Origin of the sequence: uncultured Stenotrophomonas sp. (assembly GCF_963519925.1) — a bacterium.
In the GTDB taxonomy this organism is placed as follows: domain Bacteria; phylum Pseudomonadota; class Gammaproteobacteria; order Xanthomonadales; family Xanthomonadaceae; genus Stenotrophomonas; species Stenotrophomonas maltophilia_AE.
This window is the reverse complement of the sequence record NZ_CAUQPH010000008.1, coordinates 24,759-43,223: the sequence shown is the minus strand read 5'-3', so window position 1 is coordinate 43,223 and position 18,465 is coordinate 24,759. Positions and strand designations below refer to the sequence as shown.

At 66.9% G+C, this 18,465-nt stretch carries 16 protein-coding genes and 1 tRNA gene; 8 read left to right on the top strand and 9 right to left on the bottom strand.

Annotated features, from left to right (window positions below):
* The first annotated feature begins 30 nt into the window (after nt 1-30).
* Complete coding sequence (locus RWO33_RS03100; RefSeq protein WP_314101899.1) at nt 31-378, top strand: Rieske 2Fe-2S domain-containing protein; 348 nt, start codon at nt 31-33, stop codon at nt 376-378.
* 93 nt (nt 379-471) lie between these two features.
* Here the strand turns inward: RWO33_RS03100 and RWO33_RS03095 are convergent, their stop codons facing one another.
* The 4 genes from RWO33_RS03095 to thiS form a co-directional block, all read right to left on the bottom strand.
* On the bottom strand, nt 472-2,319 hold the full coding sequence (locus tag RWO33_RS03095) for an SLC13 family permease (protein WP_314101897.1): 1,848 nt from the start codon (nt 2,317-2,319) through the stop codon (nt 472-474).
* Nucleotides 2,320-2,345: 26 nt separating this feature from the next.
* On the bottom strand, nt 2,346-3,080 hold the full coding sequence (gene trmB / locus RWO33_RS03090) for a tRNA (guanosine(46)-N7)-methyltransferase TrmB (RefSeq protein ID WP_314101895.1): 735 nt from the start codon (nt 3,078-3,080) through the stop codon (nt 2,346-2,348).
* Nucleotides 3,080-3,874: a thiazole synthase gene (locus RWO33_RS03085; protein ID WP_145479365.1), complete on the bottom strand. Its 795-nt coding sequence runs from the start codon at nt 3,872-3,874 to the stop codon at nt 3,080-3,082. The genes trmB and RWO33_RS03085 overlap by 1 nt, the downstream gene beginning before the upstream one ends.
* Before the next feature lie 79 nt (nt 3,875-3,953).
* Nucleotides 3,954-4,163, bottom strand: a complete 210-nt coding sequence (thiS, locus tag RWO33_RS03080; RefSeq protein WP_314101892.1) for a sulfur carrier protein ThiS — start codon at nt 4,161-4,163, stop codon at nt 3,954-3,956.
* 203 nt (nt 4,164-4,366) lie between these two features.
* Between thiS and RWO33_RS03075 the strand changes: the two genes are divergently transcribed.
* The 3 genes from RWO33_RS03075 (at nt 4,367) to RWO33_RS03065 (ending at nt 6,893) form a co-directional block, all read left to right on the top strand.
* Nucleotides 4,367-6,196, top strand: coding sequence for an autotransporter domain-containing protein (locus tag RWO33_RS03075; RefSeq protein ID WP_314101890.1), 1,830 nt, complete (start codon nt 4,367-4,369; stop codon nt 6,194-6,196).
* 117 nt (nt 6,197-6,313) lie between these two features.
* Nucleotides 6,314-6,387, top strand: a tRNA-Gly gene (locus RWO33_RS03070).
* A gap of 146 nt (nt 6,388-6,533) precedes the next feature.
* A complete protein-coding gene (locus RWO33_RS03065; protein WP_314101888.1) occupies nt 6,534-6,893 on the top strand; it encodes a nuclear transport factor 2 family protein in 360 nt (119 codons plus the stop codon).
* A 2-nt stretch (nt 6,894-6,895) separates the two neighbouring features.
* On the opposite strand, the gene RWO33_RS03060 is transcribed toward RWO33_RS03065, so the two are convergent.
* The 5 genes from RWO33_RS03060 to RWO33_RS03040 form a co-directional block, all read right to left on the bottom strand.
* Nucleotides 6,896-7,768 (bottom strand): NAD(P)H-hydrate dehydratase, encoded by an 873-nt coding sequence (locus RWO33_RS03060; protein WP_314101887.1) that lies wholly within the window; start codon nt 7,766-7,768, stop codon nt 6,896-6,898.
* Between the two features lies 1 nt (nt 7,769).
* On the bottom strand, nt 7,770-8,549 hold the full coding sequence (locus RWO33_RS03055; protein WP_186308886.1) for a histidine phosphatase family protein: 780 nt from the start codon (nt 8,547-8,549) through the stop codon (nt 7,770-7,772).
* A gap of 89 nt (nt 8,550-8,638) precedes the next feature.
* Nucleotides 8,639-9,697: a UDP-glucose 4-epimerase GalE gene (gene galE / locus RWO33_RS03050; protein WP_314101885.1), complete on the bottom strand. Its 1,059-nt coding sequence runs from the start codon at nt 9,695-9,697 to the stop codon at nt 8,639-8,641.
* Nucleotides 9,694-13,500 carry an NAD(P)-binding protein gene (locus RWO33_RS03045; protein ID WP_314101884.1) on the bottom strand — a complete coding sequence of 1,269 codons (3,807 nt, stop codon included), beginning with the start codon at nt 13,498-13,500 and terminating at the stop codon, nt 9,694-9,696. Before RWO33_RS03045 ends, galE begins: the two co-directional genes overlap by 4 nt.
* Before the next feature lie 5 nt (nt 13,501-13,505).
* The gene (locus tag RWO33_RS03040) at nt 13,506-14,411 is read right to left on the bottom strand and encodes a manganese catalase family protein (protein ID WP_145479372.1); all 906 of its coding nucleotides are present in this window, start codon (nt 14,409-14,411) and stop codon (nt 13,506-13,508) included.
* A gap of 290 nt (nt 14,412-14,701) precedes the next feature.
* Between RWO33_RS03040 and rimK the strand changes: the two genes are divergently transcribed.
* From rimK to RWO33_RS03020, 4 genes are all read left to right on the top strand, one after another.
* On the top strand, nt 14,702-15,607 hold the full coding sequence (gene rimK, locus RWO33_RS03035; RefSeq protein ID WP_314101881.1) for a 30S ribosomal protein S6--L-glutamate ligase: 906 nt from the start codon (nt 14,702-14,704) through the stop codon (nt 15,605-15,607).
* A 231-nt stretch (nt 15,608-15,838) separates the two neighbouring features.
* On the top strand, nt 15,839-16,312 hold the full coding sequence (locus tag RWO33_RS03030; protein WP_314101880.1) for a hypothetical protein: 474 nt from the start codon (nt 15,839-15,841) through the stop codon (nt 16,310-16,312).
* A 126-nt stretch (nt 16,313-16,438) separates the two neighbouring features.
* The gene (locus RWO33_RS03025) at nt 16,439-17,116 is read left to right on the top strand and encodes a response regulator transcription factor (protein WP_070207495.1); all 678 of its coding nucleotides are present in this window, start codon (nt 16,439-16,441) and stop codon (nt 17,114-17,116) included.
* A gap of 4 nt (nt 17,117-17,120) precedes the next feature.
* Nucleotides 17,121-18,443 carry a HAMP domain-containing sensor histidine kinase gene (locus tag RWO33_RS03020; RefSeq protein ID WP_314101875.1) on the top strand — a complete coding sequence of 441 codons (1,323 nt, stop codon included), beginning with the start codon at nt 17,121-17,123 and terminating at the stop codon, nt 18,441-18,443.
* Nucleotides 18,444-18,465: the final 22 nt, after the last annotated feature.

The window sequence follows — 18,465 nt, the reverse complement described above, 5'->3', positions numbered from 1 at the left end:
ATGCCGCATCCCGTCCTGGATCGCGTTTTCATGTCCGTTTCCGATGCTCCCGCCGCTGCCCTGATCGCCCTGGAACGCATTGCGGATGGGGGATTTGCCGAAGCCGAGGCCTGCATCGACGGCGACCACGAGCCGCTGGTGCTGTACCGCGAGGGTGAGCGCGTGCGGGGCTGGCTCAACATCTGCCCGCACGCCGGCCGTCGGTTGGACTGGGCGCCCGGCCAGTTCCTCAAGAGCAAAGCCGGGGACCTGGTCTGCGCCGCGCACGGCGCGTCGTTCTCGCTGACGAATGGCGAATGCGTAGCGGGCCCGTGCAAGGGCGACCGGCTGCGGAGCGTGGCGCTGGACGTGCGGGACGGGCAGGTATTCCTGGCGTGAGCCCATGCCGACCAACGGTCGGCATCTACCTGTGCCATGCCGACCAACGGTCGGCATCTACCGGTAGGTACCGACCGTTGGTCGGTACACCACTCAGAACATCAGGTTGATCATCGCCACCACCACGATGGTGTAGATCAACGACAGCGGCGCACCCACCCGCCACAACTCGCGCGGGGTGTAGTTGGCCGGACCGGTGATCATCGAAATCACCGGGTTTGACGCGGTCATCAGGTTGTTGGATGCCGACAGCGCCACGATCAGCGCGAAGGCGGTGGGGCTGCCGCCGGCCGCCAGGGCCAGGTTCACCGCGATCGGCACCATCACGATGGTCGCCCCCACATGGCTGATCACCAGCGAGAACACCGTGGTCAGCAGCGCCAACGCGATTTCCAGCACCCACACCGGTATGCCGGTCGGGAGTCGGTCGATGGTATGCCCGGCCACCCACGCCGCCGCGCCGCTGCTGTCCATCGCCCAGCCCAGCGGGATCAGCCCGGCCATCATGAACACCGTCTTCCAGTTGATCGAGGCGTAGGCCTCGTCCATCCGCAGCACCCCGGTGAGCAGCATGCCGGCCACGCCGGTCATCAGGGTCAGCGCCACCGGCAGCCGGGAGGTCAGCGCGATCAGGATGGTGATGGCGAAGATCGACATCGCGATCTTGAACTTGTGCGGCCGCTGCTCGCCCTTCGGGTAGTCGGTCACCACCACGAAGTCACGGCTCTTGGCCGCCTGCGCCAGATCGGTCCAGATGCTGTGGAACACCAGCATGTCGCCGGCGCGCAGCGGCACATTGCGCACGTCTTCGCGGATCACCTGCTTGTCGCGGTTGATCGCCAGCAGGCTGATGCCGCGCTGCTTGCGCAGCCGCAGGTCCGACGCGCTCTTGCCGATCACCTCGGAGGTGGGCGGCACCACCGCTTCGGAAATGCCGGCGCGGCTGGGGTTGAACAGGTCGCCCAGGTGCTTCAGGCGCGAGGACATGCGCAGGAACTGGTTCTGCGCGAAGTCGCTCACCTGCTGGCGGCTGCCCATCACCCCGAGCACGCTGCCCACCCAGATGCGCATTTCCGCCGGCGGCGCCAGCCGGGTGTCGTTGCCCGTCTTCAGCGCCAGCATCAGCGGCGCATCGTGCACGGTTTCGGCCTCGCCCAGGGTCATGCCCACCAGCGGGCTTTCGGCGCTGACCACCAGTTCGAACACGTCGCCCTCGATCCCGTAGGTCTTGGCGAAGTAACTTTCGGTGCGGGCCGGGGTGACCCCGTCGTTGGCCAGGGTTTCCTCTTCCACCAGCTTGCGGTCGCCGAAGTAGCGGAAGTACAGCAGCGACGCGACCAGCAGGGCCAGGCCGATCGGCAGCGGCGCGAACATGCGCAGCGGCTCGATGGTGGCCAGGCCCGAGGGCAGGTTGTTGTTGGCCGATGCGAGCAGATCGTTGAGCAGGATCAACGGTGAATTGCCGACCATGGTCAGCGCACCGCCCATCACGATCGCCGCGGCGATCGGCAGCAGCAGGCGCTGCAGCGTCAGCCCGGTGCGCGCCACCAGCCGCGACGCCACCGGCAGGTACAGCGCCATCACCGACGGGTTCTGCATGAACGATGAGTTCAACCCGGCAATGGCCGTGGTCATCATCAGCAACCGTGTTTCGACGCCATGCCCGCGCCGCAGCAACCATGCCGCCAGCCGGTTCAGCGCGCCGGTGCGGTCCAGCCCTGCGCCGAGGATGGTGGTGGCGATGATGCTCATCACCGCGTTACCGGAAAAACCGCCGAAGATTTCCTCCGGCGCGATAAGGCCGGTCACGCCCAGCACCACCAGCACCACCAGCGCCACCACGTCGGCGCGGATGCGTTCGAACAGGAACATCGCCATCGTGAAGCCGACCAGCCCCAGGACGAGCTTCATGTCGGTGGTCAGCGTCAGCGTGGTGTCCATGGGGTGGTGCGGTTCCTATTGTGGGATCAGGTACGGTCGTACAGCAGGTCCCACACCCCGTGGCCGAGTTTCTGGCCGCGGGTTTCGAAGTGCGTCTGCGGCCGCCATTCGGGCCGCTCCACCTGGCCACGCGGACCGGCACGGTTGACCAGCCCCGGGGTGGCGTCGAGCACCTCCCACATCTGCTCCGCATAGTCTTCCCAGTCGGTGGCGCAGTGCAGCCGCCCGCCCACGCGCAGCTTGCGCACCAGCAGCTCGGCGAATGCCGGCTGGATCAGGCGACGCTTGTTGTGGCGCTTCTTGTGCCACGGATCGGGGAAATAGATCCGCACTTCATCCAGCGCGCCGTCGGCGATTTCCTTTTCCAGCACCTCCACCGCATCGTGGTGGTACAGGCGCACGTGGTCGGCGTTGTCGTCGGCCAGTGCGTTCAGCAGGCGGCCCACGCCGGGGGCGTGCACTTCCAGCCCGATGTAGTCACGGCTCGGATCCTGCTGCGCGGCAAAGCGCAGCGCGGCACCGTTGCCGAAGCCGATCTCCAGCACCTTCAGCGCATCGCGCCCGAAGGTGGCATCCAGGTCACGCGGCTCGCCGGTGAAATCCAGCCCGAAACGCGGCCAGCGGTCGTCGAACGCGCGCTGCTGGGCCGGGGTGAAGCGGCCCTGGCGCAATACGAAGCTGCGCACCTCGCGGCGGCCTTCGGTAACGGTGAAGGGCTTGGGCGGCGCCTTGGCGCCTGCGCTGTCGAAGGGATTGGTCATCAGCCGATCAACCCGTCCACCGGCGACGACGCACTCGCATAGCGCTTGCGCGGGATGCGCCCGGCCAGGAACGCCTCGCGTCCGGCTTCCACCGCCTTGCGCATGGCGCTGGCCATCAGCACCGGGTTGCGCGCACCGGCAATGGCGGTGTTCATCAGCACGCCATCGCAGCCCAGCTCCATCGCGATCGCCGCGTCGGACGCGGTACCCACGCCGGCATCGACGATGATCGGCACCTTCGCGCTTTCGATGATCTCCAGCAGGTTGTAGCGGTTCTGGATGCCCAGCCCCGAGCCGATCGGCGCCGCCAACGGCATCACCGCCACGCAGCCGATCTCTTCCAGCCGCTTGGCCAGGATCGGATCGTCGGAGGTGTAGACCATGACCTCGAAACCATCCTTGACCAGCTGTTCCGCGGCCTTGAGGGTCTGCACCACGTCCGGATACAGCGTCTTCTGGTCGCCCAGCACTTCCAGCTTGGTCAGGTTGTGCCCGTCCAGCAGCTCACGCGCCAGCCGGCACGTCCGCACGGCGTCTTCGGCGGTGTAGCAGCCGGCGGTGTTGGGGAGGATCGTGTAGCGGTCTGGCGGCAGCACATCCAGCAGGTTGGGCTCGCCCGGGTTCTGCCCGATGTTGGTGCGGCGGATCGCCACGGTCACGATCTGGGCGCCGGCTGCGTCGGTAGCAGCACGGGTTTCATCCAGGTCCTTGAACTTGCCGGTCCCGGTCAGCAACCGGGAGGCGTAGGTCTTGCCGGCGATCACCAGCGAATCGGGGGAAGAATGAGCAGTCATAAGCGAATTATCACACAGCCCACTGCGGCACAGACCCGGTAGCGCCGGCCGTTGGCCGGCCCACGCGACCCGTCAATCGTCACCCGCCCCCCAACGCGTGCACGATCTCCACCACATCGCCTTCCTGCAGCACATGCGTGCCGTGCAGGCTGCGGGTCACGATCTCCCCGTTGACCTCCACCGCGACCCGGCGCTCGGTGAGGCCATCGACCTGGAGCAGGTCCAGCACAGTGGCACTTTGCGGAAGCTGGCGGTGTTCGCCGTTGAGCGTGATGTTGACGAAGTTCATGGCGCGATTGTCCCCCAAAGTCGTCACTTCTGCGTACCCTTGCGCCCCCACCGATGCCCGTCCCGGCTTGTCCCGCCTGTGTTGCCAGCGCCCCTGGCCCCTGCCATGCCGCAGCGCAGCGTGATGTACCCGGGGTGCAGTGGAACCATGGCACCGTGCGCCGGCGTACGTCGGCTGTCCTCACCCGAAAAGGAGTTTTTTCCATGCTGCTCAGCAAGCGTCCCCTGCGTTCCCTGATGGCCGTGGCCATCGCCTTGGCCGCCGTGCCGGCGATGGCGCAGTCGCCCTATTCGAAGACCGTCTTCATCGGCGACAGCCTCACCGACCAGGGCTACTTCCGTCCGCTGCTGCCGGCCTCGCTGCAGCCGGTGACCGGCCAGTTCACCACCAACCCGGGCTGGGTCTGGGCGCAGTACGTAGCCGACTACTACGGCACCAACGCCACCGCGCACGGCAATGGCCAGAACGGCGACAATTACGCCATCGGCGGCGCCCGCGTCGGCGTCGACAGCACCCAGACCCTGGCCCCGGGCACCCCGGCGATCCCGGTCTACTCGCTCAAGACCCAGACCGCGCAGTACCTGGCCGCCAACGGCGGCAAGGCCGACGCCAACGCGCTGTACACCGTGTGGGGCGGCGCCAACGACCTGTTCGCCATCCAGGCCGGCGCCCCGCTGCAGGCCACGCTGGGCGCGGCCGTGACCGACCAGGTCGGCATCGTGGGTACCCTCAAGGCGGCCGGCGCACAGTACGTCGTGGTGCCGACCCTGCCGGACATCGGCCTGACCCCGGCCGCGCGCGCCGGCGGCGCGGTGGGCATGGCGCAGGGCACCGCCCTGGCCAAGGCCTACAACGACGCCCTGTTCGGTGGCCTGAAGGCCGCCGGCCTGCAGGTGATCCCGGTGGATACCTTCCACATCCTGCAGGAAATCGTCGCCAGCCCGGGTACCTACGGGTTCGTCAACGTCACCAGCCCGGCCTGCACCACGGCCTCGTCGCTGACCTGCAACCCGACCGCCTACGTCAACCCGAACGCGGCCAACAACTACGTGTTCGCCGACGGCGTGCACCCGACCACCGCCACCCACCAGATGCTGGGCCAGTACACGCTGTCGATCCTGGAAGCCCCGCGCAACCAGCAGATCCTGACCCACTCGGCACAGACCGTGGGCCGCGCGCGTGCCGACCAGGTCGGTTCGCACCTGGACGGCCGCCCGGCCGATGGCCTGAGCTGGTGGGGCGGCCTGCGTGGCGACATGCAGCGCTATGACCACGCCGACCTGTACGACGGCATGGCCCCGGCCGGCCTGTTCGGCATCGACTGGGCCAAGGACGGCATGGTCGTCGGCGGCTTCGGCGGCTACGGCCGCATGGATGCCGACTTCGGCAACAGCAAGGGCGACTTCACCCAGTCCGATGCGACCCTGGGCCTGTTCGCCGGCTGGTACGGCGACAACGTGTGGGTCAACGGCCAGGTCAGCTACAGCTGGCTGGATTACGACGTGACCCGCCGCGTCCAGCTCGGCCCGGCCGAACGCACCCACACCGGCTCGCCGGAAGGCAGCAACCTCACCGTGGCCCTGAATGCCGGCTATGAATTCGGCACCGAAGGCGGCTTCCGCCATGGTCCGGTGGCCGCCGTGATCTGGCAGCAGGTGAAGCTGGACGGGTACGTCGAATCCAACCCGAGCGCCACCGCGCTGGGCTACGCCGACCAGGACGCCGACTCCACCGTTGGCCGCATCGGCTGGCAGGCCCGCTTCGACGGCGGCAGCGTCAAGCCGTACGTGCAGGTCACCTACGACCACGAGTTCGAGGATGGCAAGCAGGCCAGCGCCTGGCTGCAGACCATGCCGGACGTGGGCATGTACAAGGTGCCGGGCCTGGAGTTCGACAAGGATTACGCCACCGCCGTGCTGGGTGCGCGCATGAACCTGTTCGGCCTGACCAGCAACATCGGCATGAGCACCACCGCCATGCAGAAGCGCCAGCGCGACGTGAGCCTGTTCGCGACCGTCAGCGGCAGCTTCTGAGGTAACGCCGGTCCCACACCGGTAGGGCACGACCGGTGGTCGTGCCGCAAGCAACGGGCGGCTGATGCCGCCCGTTGCCTTTTAACCCCCCGGGCAACTAAACTTCCCCGGCACCAAGCGGGTGTAGCTCAATGGTAGAGCTGTAGCTTCCCAAGCTACTGACGAGGGTTCGATTCCCTTCACCCGCTCCACGGTTTGCCCAGCAAACCATGGAGCGTGGCGGCATGCCACCAGATCCCCGCGCTGACACCCCCCTATCAATCTCCTTGCGCCGCATTAACCTGGCAGCGGTGACCATCCATCCGTCGGCGTCCTGCGCCATCGGTGGAGCATCCACATGCCTGGTACCAACAAGTCCATCCTGCTACAGGCCAACGAGGCCATTGTTGCAGGCGACAATGAGGGATTCCTTTCCCACTGCACCGAAGACATCCGCTGGACGACGGTGGGCGAGGGCACGCTGGAAGGCAAAGAGGCGGTTCGGCAATGGATGAAGGGCGCCTACGCCAGCCCACCGCAGTTCAAGGTTGATCACCTCATCGCCGAAGACGACACGGTGGTGGCGCTCGGCACCATCGTTGTCAGTGGCGATGATGGCCAGCCAACAGAGTTCACCTACAGCGACGTATGGCGGTTCCGGGACCGGAAGATGGCCGAACTGCGCGCGTTTGTTGTCCCGACACAGAAGTCGCGATAACCCTAGCTGTCATCGTAGTTGAACCGCTGCAGGATTCCCGGCACCTGCAGGGAAATCTCCCGTGCGAGGAAGCCCAGCGGGCCGACCGAGTCAGCAAGCAACCGACCCGCTTCCCCGTGCGTCCACACGCCCCACAACGCGGCCTCCATCGGTGTTGCACCACGCGCGGCGAAGCCGGTGATGAGCCCGGCAAGTGCATCGCCGGAGCCGGAAGTGCCGAGGCCGGGGCCGCCACCTTCATGAAGCCATGCCTCTCCATCGGCCCCGACGATGAACGTTCGCGGCCCCTTGAGGACCACCACGCTGGACGTGGCACGCGCCATCTCGACGGCGTGCTCCAGCGGGCTGCGCTCAACGTCCTCCTTGCGCCCGCCGCACATGAACGCCATTTCGCCCGCGTGCGGGGTGAGGATGAACGGGGCGCCCGCTCCGGCGCATACCCCGCCGTTTAGCGCGCCAGCGTCGAGCACAACGGTCGCCTTCATCTGATGCAGCCGCGCCGTAAATCGGGTCAGGAACGGCGTGGCGCGCATTCCCGGCCCCACGAGGACGGCGTCGCATTGCTCCAAGGCGGCTTGCAGGGCAGGGCTGCCGGGCGCGATCTCGCCGGTTGCGTCCTCGGGCAGACCAAGCACCAGCGCTTCGGGAACCGCCACCCCCAGCGCCGTGGCGCAGGAGCGCACCGTCGCGATCTGCAGCTTGCCTGCCCCGGCGCGCAGCGCCGCCTCCGCAGCCAGCAGCGCCGCGCCGGGGACCTGGACCGAGCCGCCCACGACGCATAGCCGCCCCCGGTCCTCTTTGCTGGTCCCAGGCGCCGGCAGGGGCATCGCCTGCAGCGCGGCGGGGGTCAGGTCACGGACAACAGGCCGTTTCATTTCACCGCGCTCCCGCCGGCGTATCCGGCGCGCCGGTGCGGCCCTGCTGCGCCAGTTCGGCAGGAACGAAGTTGGTCGCCACCAGTTCCAGCGCATCACCGGCGTCGGATGCCCGGTATTCGGTCACCCCGCAGTTGGGCACATCGCCTTCGCGGTCGATATCGAGGATCGCGCGCTCATCCAGTCCTTCCAGCAGGTAGCGCATGCAGTTGACGATGACCTGATGGCCCACGACCATCACGTTCGCACCCACATGGCTGCGCTGCAGGTCGGCAATCACGCCGCGCAGGCGCAGGATGACGTCGCACCAGCTCTCGCCACCGGGTGGCCTGAAATAGAACTTGCCCACCAGCTTGCGCTGTTCGGCCAACTCGGGAAACGTCGCCCGGATGCCGCTCGAGGTGTATCGGTCCAGTACCCCGAATTCTTTTTCGCGAAGCCGCTCATCCACGATCAAGGCGTTGCTGGGATGGCCAAGCACGGCCGCAACGGCTTCGGCGGTCTGGCGTGCCCGCACATAGGGGGACACCAGCACGACGGTCGGACGATCCGCTTCGGGCATCTTCCCGACCCAGTCTGCGAGCGCCGCCGATTGGCGTTCCCCCAGCGCAGACAGCGGAACATCGGCATCGCGATGCTCCAGTTCGATCAACGTGATGCCCTCGGCCTCGGCGTGGTCGCGCGCCACATTGCCTGCACTCTGGCCATGCCGGACCACCCAGATGCGGTCCGGCCATCGGGCGGTAACGCCCTCCATCGCACTTTTCTGGTCCACCTGCACCTCCTGGCTGGTTGGGCGATCACCTCGCGGCGTTGATCACACGCTAGAGGGGCCTTTGTTATGCATACGCGTAGCATCGTGAAGATGGGCTACACGGTGCTGGCGAAGCGCCACGCATCGCCGCACATCTCATGGATGTCCCGTTGTGCGGTCCAGCCGAGCAGGGCGGCGGCGCGCGTGGGATCGGCGTAATAACAGGCCACGTCGCCGGCCCGCCGGGCCACGACCTGGTAGGCCAGCGGATGGCCGCACGCCGCGGCATACGCGCGTACCAGGCCCAGTACCGACACGCCCACACCGGTGCCAAGATTCGCCACCCGCAGGCCGGGCGCCTGCAGGGCCAGCCGCACGGCCGCAACATGCGCTTCGGCCAGGTCCATGACGTGCACGTAATCGCGCACGCAGGTGCCGTCGCAGGTGGGGTAATCGTCGCCGAACACCCTCAGCAGGGCGGTTTCCCCGGAGGCGACCCGGCCCAGGTACGGCATCAGGTTCTCGGGCACGCCCAAGGGCGACTCCCCCAGCCCGCCCCCGGGATGCGCGCCGACCGGGTTGAAGTAGCGCAGGGTCACCACCGAAGCGTCGGCGTCGGCCGCGCAGACATCGGCCAGGATCAGCTCGACCATCATCTTGCTGCGGCCGTATGCGCTCTCCGGCCGCAATGGATGGCCTTCCTGCAGCGGAAGTGCGTCCGGCTCGCCGTACACCGTGGCCGACGAGCTGAACACCAGACACGGCGGACCCTGCCGCGTCATGGCCGCAAGCAGCGTCAGCGAGCCGCTGACGTTGTTGTCGTAGTACATCACCGGTTCGCGCACCGACTCGGCCACCGACTTCACCCCGGCGAAGTGGATCGCCGCCAGGGGCCGGTAGCGGTCCACAATGGCATTCATGGCGGCGGCGTCGCGCACATCGGCGTGCTCGAACAACGGGCGGCGGCCGCTGATCGCCGCGATGGCCGACAGCACGTCCTCGCTGCTGTTGCTCAGGTTGTCCACCACCAGCACGCTGAAGCCGGCATCCTGCAGGCAGACGCAGGTATGCGACCCGATGTAGCCGGTGCCGCCGCTGACCAGGATCAGCGTCGTGCCGGTGGGCTGGAAGGGCAGGCCGGAGTCCGGGCCCTGGGTAGCGCGCGCGGCGATCATGTGGTGCCCGCCCGGCGTACGGTCAACGCGCTGCGCACCTGTCCGGCCGCGCGGCGCCCGGCCAGGAAGGCATGGTCGGAGTTGTAGTACTCCCACTCACTGTAGCGGCCGGCCAGCACGATGTCGTGGGTGAGCAGCCAGCTGCGGATGGTCTCCACGTTCGCCGCGCGCATGTGGTCGTAGAGCACGTAGGCATATGGCATGTCCACGATCGATGCGGTGAGCACCGTGTCGTCGGCGGTCATCATGCCTACCTCGATGCACTCGCGGATGCAGCGTTCGATCAACGCATCGCCGTCGACCGGCAGCGGCTTGGTCGGCGAGTAGGTGATCTCACAGGTGAGCCCGAAGCCGCCGGGCGGGTTGTTGTGCGGGCTCGCGTTTCCCTGCACGAAGATGCGATGGAAGATCGTGTCTTCCGGGTAGTAGATCCAGTGCTTGTCGGTCAGATTTTCGCGGCCGATGCCCAGGTTCACGCAGCGCACTGAAACATGGCGCAGCCCGGCCGCCGCGGCGCGGACGCGCTCCGGCGCTTCATCGCCGATCAGCCGCACGAACTCGGGCAGGGGCAGGGTGCTCACCAGCTGCTGCCAGCGCATGCGATGGCCGTCGGAGAAGGTCACCTGGCGGCGGCGCACCGAAATGGCCGTGGCGGTCTTGCCCAGCAGGAGCTTGCCTTCCAGGTGCGGGAGGAATCCGTCCATCAGGGCCTGGAAACCGCCGTGCAGCGGGTAACCGAAGCGCGCGTTGGGCCCAACCGGCGATGCCACTGGTTCCAGCGCACCTTCGATCATTTCCTCCAGGTTCGGCATCGGCACGCGCCCGCCCAGCCACGAGGTCTCCATCTCGCGCAGCGGGACCGTCCACAGCTTGACGTTGTAGGGCACCGCGAAGTGCCTGGCCACGCCCGCGCCCCACACCTGATAGATGAACTCCTCGAAGTTGGCCGGCGTGCCGCGCCGCGCGAACGGGGTGACCTTGGCCGGGGTGGCCAGGTCCTTCGGATCGCCCACGCCCTCCGCATCCGGCACCGCGCCGTCGGCACAGCAATCCATGGCGTCATTGGCGGCCATGGCCGACAACTCGCGCACCGCCGTGGCCACCGGCCTGGCCGGTGCCGCAGCACTGCCGTCGAGTGCGCCGAACCGCGCTTCGATCGCCCCGACCAGGCATTCCTTCAGCACCGCCGGTGGCAGGCCATGCAACGCGCCCTGGAACGGGTAACGGGTATGTACGCCTTTGCTGAACACCCAGGCTTCGCGGTTCTGCCAATGCAGGTTGTTGCCCAGCAGCGTCTCGTAAAGCTTGAGCACGTAGGCGTCGTTGGAAAACATGATGTGCCCCGCATGGTCGAAGCGGAAACCCTGGTCGTCGATCGAGCGGCACCACCCGCCCACCGTCTGCTCGCGTTCCACCAGCACGCTGCCTTCGCCATAGTGATACGCCGCCGACAGGCCGGTAGGCCCGGCGCCAAGGATCAGGCACGGCACCGGTGCGTCCTCGATCGCCACCACGTGGTCACCGCCCAGGTACGCCTGGGCGCGGGCGTTGAGCCCATCGGCCATGGCCTGCACCACGCAGGTGGCCATGTCGTCCGCGGTCTGGTCCCAGGAGGTGGCCGCGGTGAGACGGTCCTGCACGGCAATCCGCTGCTGTCGCGCCGGTTCCTGCTCGGCCAGCGCGCTTTCGCACGCACGGATGAAGGCTGCGGGGGTGTCGCCCACCTGCACGCCGGTGGCATACAGCCGCACCACGTCGCGCACCGGTGTGGTCACCACCGGCTTCCGGGCCGCCATGTATTCCAGGGTCTTGGTCGGGCTGATGAAGGCGGTGGAGGCATTCATCGCGAACGGCAGCAGGCAGACATCCCAGCCGGCGACCAGGCCGGGCAGCTCGGCGTAGTCGCGCTGGCCGAGGTAGTGCAGGTTGGCCGCCTGCGGCATGGTGGCAGGGTCGATCTTGACCACCGGGCCGACCAGGTCGATCTGCCAGTCCGGATGCGAGGCCGACAGCGCCTCCAGCAGCGCCAGGTCCAGGCGCTCGTCGAGCACGCCGAAGAAGCCCAGGCGCGGCGAAGCGCCCTGCGCGGCGGGCGGCAACGCCCCCCGGCCCTGCGCGAAGTGGGCAACGTCCACGCTGCTGGGGAAGCACAGCACCTTCGGGTTGTGTGGCGCCTTGGCATCCTGCAGCGCGGGGCCGCCGGTGAACACCAGATCGGCCACCTCCAGCAGCGTGCGCTCCCGGTCCATCAGGCGCTCGGGCGCATTCTTGAACGCGCCCAGCTCATCCATGCAGTCGTAGATGATCGCGCCCGGGGCCAGCCCGTGCAGCAGGGGCAGCGCCATCGGCGTGTACAGCCACACCGCCATGCCAGGCTCGCCATTTCCGGCCAGCCAGTCCTGCAGCAGTTCGGCCAGCGCCGGGAACTGCGCGTCGGCAAAGCCGGGGTCGGCAATCGGGGTGTGCGGGCGCAGTACGGTCACGCCGATGCAGGGCCGCAGCACCTCCAGCCAGGCCGGGCTGCCGGGGTCATGGACCGGCTCTTCGAAAACCACCACATCCCACCGCTGGGCAAAGCGCGAGAGCAGGTGCTGCGGGCGCTGGTAGACGAAATCCCAGCGGAGATGCGAGAAGACAAGGAGCTGGTGCATGGTCGGGTGTCCTGGGGAAGGTGATGCGGAAAGGCCGGCGGACCGCGCCGCCAGGTAAGCCTGGGCGTAGTCGCGCACGAGTACGGGTGACGCAGTGGGCGATCGCGCAGGGATGTCCCACAGACCGCTTTGATGCCAATGACCGGGGTCTTCCCAATCCGGACGATCCATCACCGGATACAGGCAGATGCCCTCGATCGGGACGCCGCCTGCAGTGGCGTGGTCCACCTGGGTGACGACCTCGCGCAGCCAGGCCGCGCGTCCGCTGCCCACGTGGCTGGTCTCACTGAGGGTCATCGGCAGCCGGTAACGCTCATGGACCTTTCGCAGCAGCCGTGACAGCGGCAGCCGCAGGGGATCATCGCGGTGCCAGTCCAGGGAGCGGTGGCTGCCGGCCTCCCACTGGTTGCCGTGGTAGTAGTTCAGGCCGATCAGGTCCACGCAGGCGGGATCACCGCCCAGTTCAGGCCGCGTGCGTCCGATCAGCGCGTCCATCACCTCGAACTGGCTTTCGCAGTGCTGCAGGGCCTCGCCGCGCAGACCGGGCAGGTCAGGCGGGGTGGCGACGTGGATCAACGGTTCAACCCACATCATCCGCGCCCCGGGTTCGATCTCGCGGTACGCACGGCACCCTGCCAGCGCGGCGCGGATCAATCGTGATTTCAGCCGTCCCGCATCGTCATGACGGTCCCCCCGATGTGGATGGATCAACCCCGTCCGGGTCGCGGCCCAGCACAGGAACGACAGTTCATTGATCGGCGTCACGATGCGCGGCATGGCGTGCGGGTAGCCGCTCAGTGCGACAGCCGTCGACCTGCAGAACCGCGCGAAGCGTTCGACGAAAACATCGTCGTCGCCGTCCAGCAGATCGATATCCGCCGGCGTGCCGTAATGCATCAGCGTCCAGCGGATCTCGATGCGCTGGCGCGCTGCGGCCAGCATGCGTGCATGCAGGTCGTGGAAGTCGAACACCCCTGCGTTTTCGGACAAGCGCCAGCCGACGCTCTCCCTTACTGCCGTGAATCCCATCCGGCGCAGGCGCCGGTAGTCGGCATCCAGCCGACCCAGGTGACCGCTGTCGCGGGCCATCGACAGCGGTCTCCCGCTGCCGTTGACGTGGTCGGCGCCTTCGAAGCCGCCGATCCACTGCACCGTCGTCAACCCAGCAGGGCGTCGGCAGGCTCGTCGCCGCGAACGCGTCCCGAGCCCAGCTCGGCACCGGTAAGCGGGTCGGAATCAGGATCGGAGGCGGTGCGGACCGCCAGCGCGTCCAGCGCATCCTCCTGGGCTTCGGTCAGGCCATCAACGGTGGCTTCGCCGTCGCCGCCGTCCAGCGCGTACTGCTCTTCGCGCGACGAGATCACGGTCCACTGCTCGCCGCTGTTCCACGGCCCTTCCACGTCCCCATCGCCCTGCGACATGTCCATGTACACATCGGTGAACTCCGGATCGCCCGGCAGCTTGCCCGGCGGGAAGTTCGGTTCAATGGCATACAGCGCCTTCTCGAACGACTTCTGGTGCGCGATCTCGCGGGTCATCAGGAAGCGCAGCGCGTCCTTGATGCCGGGGTCGTCGGTGACATTGATCAGACGCTCGTAGACGATCTTCGCGCGCGACTCGGCTGCGATGTTGGAGCGCAGGTCCGCGGTCGGGTCGCCGATCGAATCGATGTAGGCCGCGCTCCACGGCACTCCGCTGGAGTTGACCAGCGCCGGCCCGCCGCCATACAGGATGGACTGGGTATGGCTGGTGCTGTTCTGGGTCAGCCCGCGCATCTCGATCGCTTCGATCATGCCTTCGGAGAGCTCACCCTTGACGCCCTTGTTGAGCATCGCAATCACCGAGCCGATGATCTCCAGATGGCTCAGTTCTTCCGTGGCCACATCCAGCAGCAGGTCCTTGCGACCGGCGTCTTCTTCGGCCAGGGCCTGGGTGAAGTAGCGCATGGCGGCGGCGAGTTCGCCCTGCGGGCCACCAAACTGCTCGAGCAGCAGCGCGGCAAGCGCGGGGTCGGGGCGTTCGACGTGCACGGTGTACATGAGGCGCTTGTTATGCATGAACATGGGGCGTAACTCCTGGATGGCAGGGGCGTGTGCCGCTGCGTGGGTGGGCGGGTCGGATATCGACCACACCTGCCGGCCCGGTAGTGGGCGTCGTTCGGCGTTCTGATGCATTCGACGCTACGCGGCGGCCCGTGAGGGTGGGCAGCGGATCAAGTGAGGGTAGAGAGACAAGCTGCCTATACAGGTGCGCTGCGCGCTGAAGTGTTCAGATCCATGGCGCATCGCGAGGCCGTCATCCTTCCTTGGCCGCTGCGCGCTATGCTTCGCGCTTTCCCCATCCCCATGCCGCAATGAAACTGGCCATCCTTTCCCGCAACAGCAAGCTGTACTCCACGCGGCGGTTGGTGGACGCGGCGCGTTCGCGGGGGCACACCGTGCGCGTATTGGACCCGCTGCGCTGCTACATGCGCATCGCCGCCAACGGATTCACCCTGCACTACAAGGGCCGGCCCATCACCGGGGTGGACGCGGTGATTCCGCGCATCGGTGCTTCGGTCACCCGCTATGGCACCGCCGTGCTGCGCCAGTTCGAGATGATGGGGGCGGTTACGCCAAATCCGTCCGACGCGATCCTGCGCGCCCGCGACAAACTGCGCGCGCACCAGATCCTGGCCTCCAAGGGCATCGACATGCCGGTAACGGTGTTTGGCGACAACCCTGACGACACCGTCGATCTGCTGTCCATGCTCGGCCCGCCGCCGCACGTGGTGAAGCTCAATGAAGGCACGCAGGGCAGGGGGGTGATCCTGACCGAGAAGGCCAGCGCCTCGCGCGGCATCGTCGAAGCCCTGCGGGGCCTGTATGCCAATTTCCTGATGCAGGAATTCATCGGCGAAGCGCAGGGCGCGGACCTGCGCTGCCTGGTGGTGGGTGACCAGGTGGTGGCGGCGATGCAGCGCCAGGCGCCGGACGGCGACTTCCGGTCCAACCTGCACGCCGGCGGCAGCGCCCGCGCGGCGAAGGCCAGCCGCGCCGAGCAGCAGGTGGCCGTGCGCTCGGCACGCGCGCTGGGGCTGGGCATCGCCGGGGTCGACCTGATCCGCTCCAGCCGTGGGCCGCTGGTGCTGGAAGTGAACTCCACGCCCGGCCTGGAAGGTATCGAGGGCATCAGCCAGGACGATCTGGCGGGGAAGATCATCGAACATGTCGCAGCCCAGGTGGCTGCAGTAAAAAAGCCTGTAAAATCAAAGAATTGAAAATTAACGGGTCGGTTCGAGCGGGTTTTAACACCTGTTTAATCGCCGCCCGCGTAGGCTTCAACGAACCGCAGCTCTGCCCTCCTCAGCAGATAACGGTAATCGGGAATGACTTCAGGCCCGGGTGGGCAGCTACCCGGGCCTTTTTATGCCCTGCCGGAGGTCACGTTGTTTCGGCGGCGACGGACTCGTAAAGTAATGCTTCGTTCATGGAAGGATGGGTGGAAGCATATGTACCGCATTGGTTCGATTGTTTTGCTGTTAGCACTGCTGGGCTCGGTGGAAGCCCAGGGTAAACCGAGCAAGGACCCGGTTCAGATGGGCGGGGCAAAACCCGTCTCTGAACAGATCCGGGAAGTGGAACTGGCCATGTCCAGTGATGAGTACAGCGAGCTGACCCTGCAGGACAAAAGCACGGTCAAAGCGTCACTCAGCCAGATCCAGTCCGAGATCGGCGATCACGAGCGCGTTGACCAGCTCCCGCCGCAGAAGCAGGTGGCGATTTTCAACGAGCAGGAGAAGGTCAATACCATCCTGACCCGCAGCCATGCGGACAGCCGCGTGGTGTGCCGCCGCGAGAAGACCGTGGGCAGTAACTTCCCCAACAACGTGTGCATGACCGTCGCCCAGCGTCGCGATGCGTTGGAGGCGGCCCGCAAAAACATGCGCGACGCGAACCGCTCTCAGTTGATTCCGATGGACTGACTGCTCTTCACGCCTTGGCACGGGTACGAAATGTTAAGACGGGACCCTGTATGGTCCATCCGCTGATCATGGTCCCCGCACCCTCCGGTGCGGGGACCGCGACTTAATCCGAACCCCGAGGTACCCGTGCGCATCCTAGTAATTGAAGACAACAGCGACATCGCCGCCAACCTTGGCGACTACCTCGAAGACCGCGGTCACACCGTCGACTTCGCCGCTGACGGTGTGACCGGCCTGCACCTGGCGGTCGTGCATGAGTTCGACGCGATCGTGCTGGATCTCAATCTGCCGGGCATGGACGGCATCGAGGTCTGCCGCAAGCTTCGCAACGAAGCGCGCAAGCAGACCCCGGTGCTGATGCTGACCGCACGCGATTCGCTGGACAACAAGCTGGCCGGCTTCGATTCCGGTGCCGACGACTACCTGATCAAGCCGTTCGCGCTGCAGGAAGTGGAAGTACGCCTGAACGCCCTGTCGCGTCGCGGCAAGGGCGTGCAGACCCGGGTGCTGGAAACCGGCGACCTGGAATACAACCTGGACACCCTGGAGGTTCGCCGCCAGGGCAAGCTGCTGCAGCTCAACCCGACCGCGCTGAAGATCCTGCAGGCGCTGATGGAAGCCGCACCGGCCGTGGTCACCCGCCAGGAGCTGGAAACCCGCGTGTGGGGCGAAGAACTGCCCGATTCCGATTCGCTGCGCGTGCACATCCACGGCCTGCGCGCCGTGGTCGACAAGCCGTTCGAGGTGCCGTTGATCCAGACCCGCCATGGCATCGGATACCGAATCGCCGCGCCGGAAGTCTGATCCGGTGAGCGACAGGGGAAGCCGCCGCCGCGCGCCGTACCGGCGCCGGTTGCGCAGCCGCATCATCGTCTCATTCGTGCTGTTGGGCTTCTGCCTGACCACGCTGTTCGCGTTCGCCACGAACTGGACGCGCGCGCGTGTGGAGAACCAGCTCGTCGAAGATGTGATGAACCGCAACATCGACGAATACGCGCGGCGGTTCCAGCTGGACCCGTCGCGCAGCCCCGACCTGCCCGTGCAGCAGATCCGGGCGTTCGTATATCCCGCCGACAAATTCGACCGGGTCCGCGAGGAGCGCCCCGAATGGGCCGCGTTCTCCAATGGCAACTACAACGTCAGCGGGATGGACGAGGAGAACAACCCCTTCTCCTACAAGCTGGCGGTACGCAAAACCCCAGAGGCGTGGTTCTTCCTCGCCTACGACATGACCGAAAGCCTGCGTGGCGAAGGCCAGTTGAACCGCGCGCTGTTCTTCTCGGTGCTGGTGTTCAGTGCGCTGTCGCTGGTGCTGGGCTGGTGGTCGGCGTCGAAGGTGATGAAGCCGGTTTCGGACCTGGCCGCGCGCCTGCGTGCGTATCGCGGCGGCACCAGCGATCCGGAGCCACTGGCGCCACGGTTCCCGGACGACGAAGTGGGGCAGCTGGCACAGGCCCTGGATGATTATTCCGCGCGCCTGACCGAAGTGGTCCAGCGCGATCGTGAGTTCAATGCCGACGTCAGCCACGAACTGCGCACCCCGCTGGCGGTGATCCGTGGCGCCACCGAGCTGCTGCTGACCCGTCCCGATCTGGACCCGAAGGTGCTGCAGCGCCTGCAGCGCATCCAGCGCGCCGAACAGCAGTGCACCGACCTGATCGGCTCGCTGCTGCTGCTGTCGCGTAATGAGCGCGGGCAGGGCAGCAGCAACGTGGCCCGCGTGGCCGAACAGCTGCTGGATTCGCACCGCGCCCAGCTCGGTGGCAAGCCGCTGGAGCTGATCCTGGAAGGTGACCGCGAGCTGGTCATCGACGCGCCCGAATCGGCCCTCTCGGTGGCACTGGGCAACCTGATCGGCAACGCCGTGAAGTATTCGCAGGAAGGCTCGGTGCGGGTGGTGGTCACCGGCAACCGGGTGGAAGTGATCGACAGCGGCCCCGGCCTGAGCGCCGAAGACGCGGCCAAGCTGTTCCAGCGCGGTTACCGCGGCACCCATGCTGGCCACTCGCAGGGCGGCGGCATCGGCCTGTCCATCGTCAGCCGCCTGTGCGACCTGTACGGCTGGCAGGTAAACGTACGCCCAGGCGAGCAACGCGGCGTAATAGCCACCCTGGCGTTCTCCCCAGCGTAGAGCCACGCCCTGCGTGGCTGCT

What these genes read in the sequence shown, in the direction of transcription:
- RWO33_RS03100 (WP_314101899.1), top strand. Translation starts at nt 31, where the DNA reads ATGTCCGTTTCCGATGCTCCCGCCGCTGCCCTGATCGCCCTGGAACGC.
- RWO33_RS03095 (WP_314101897.1), bottom strand. Translation starts at nt 2,319, where the DNA reads ATGGACACCACGCTGACGCTGACCACCGACATGAAGCTCGTCCTGGGG.
- trmB (WP_314101895.1), bottom strand. Translation starts at nt 3,080, where the DNA reads ATGACCAATCCCTTCGACAGCGCAGGCGCCAAGGCGCCGCCCAAGCCC.
- RWO33_RS03085 (WP_145479365.1), bottom strand. Translation starts at nt 3,874, where the DNA reads ATGACTGCTCATTCTTCCCCCGATTCGCTGGTGATCGCCGGCAAGACC.
- thiS (WP_314101892.1), bottom strand. Translation starts at nt 4,163, where the DNA reads ATGAACTTCGTCAACATCACGCTCAACGGCGAACACCGCCAGCTTCCG.
- RWO33_RS03075 (WP_314101890.1), top strand. Translation starts at nt 4,367, where the DNA reads ATGCTGCTCAGCAAGCGTCCCCTGCGTTCCCTGATGGCCGTGGCCATC.
- RWO33_RS03065 (WP_314101888.1), top strand. Translation starts at nt 6,534, where the DNA reads ATGCCTGGTACCAACAAGTCCATCCTGCTACAGGCCAACGAGGCCATT.
- RWO33_RS03060 (WP_314101887.1), bottom strand. Translation starts at nt 7,768, where the DNA reads ATGAAACGGCCTGTTGTCCGTGACCTGACCCCCGCCGCGCTGCAGGCG.
- galE (WP_314101885.1), bottom strand. Translation starts at nt 9,697, where the DNA reads ATGATCGCCGCGCGCGCTACCCAGGGCCCGGACTCCGGCCTGCCCTTC.
- RWO33_RS03040 (WP_145479372.1), bottom strand. Translation starts at nt 14,411, where the DNA reads ATGTTCATGCATAACAAGCGCCTCATGTACACCGTGCACGTCGAACGC.
- rimK (WP_314101881.1), top strand. Translation starts at nt 14,702, where the DNA reads ATGAAACTGGCCATCCTTTCCCGCAACAGCAAGCTGTACTCCACGCGG.
- RWO33_RS03030 (WP_314101880.1), top strand. Translation starts at nt 15,839, where the DNA reads ATGTACCGCATTGGTTCGATTGTTTTGCTGTTAGCACTGCTGGGCTCG.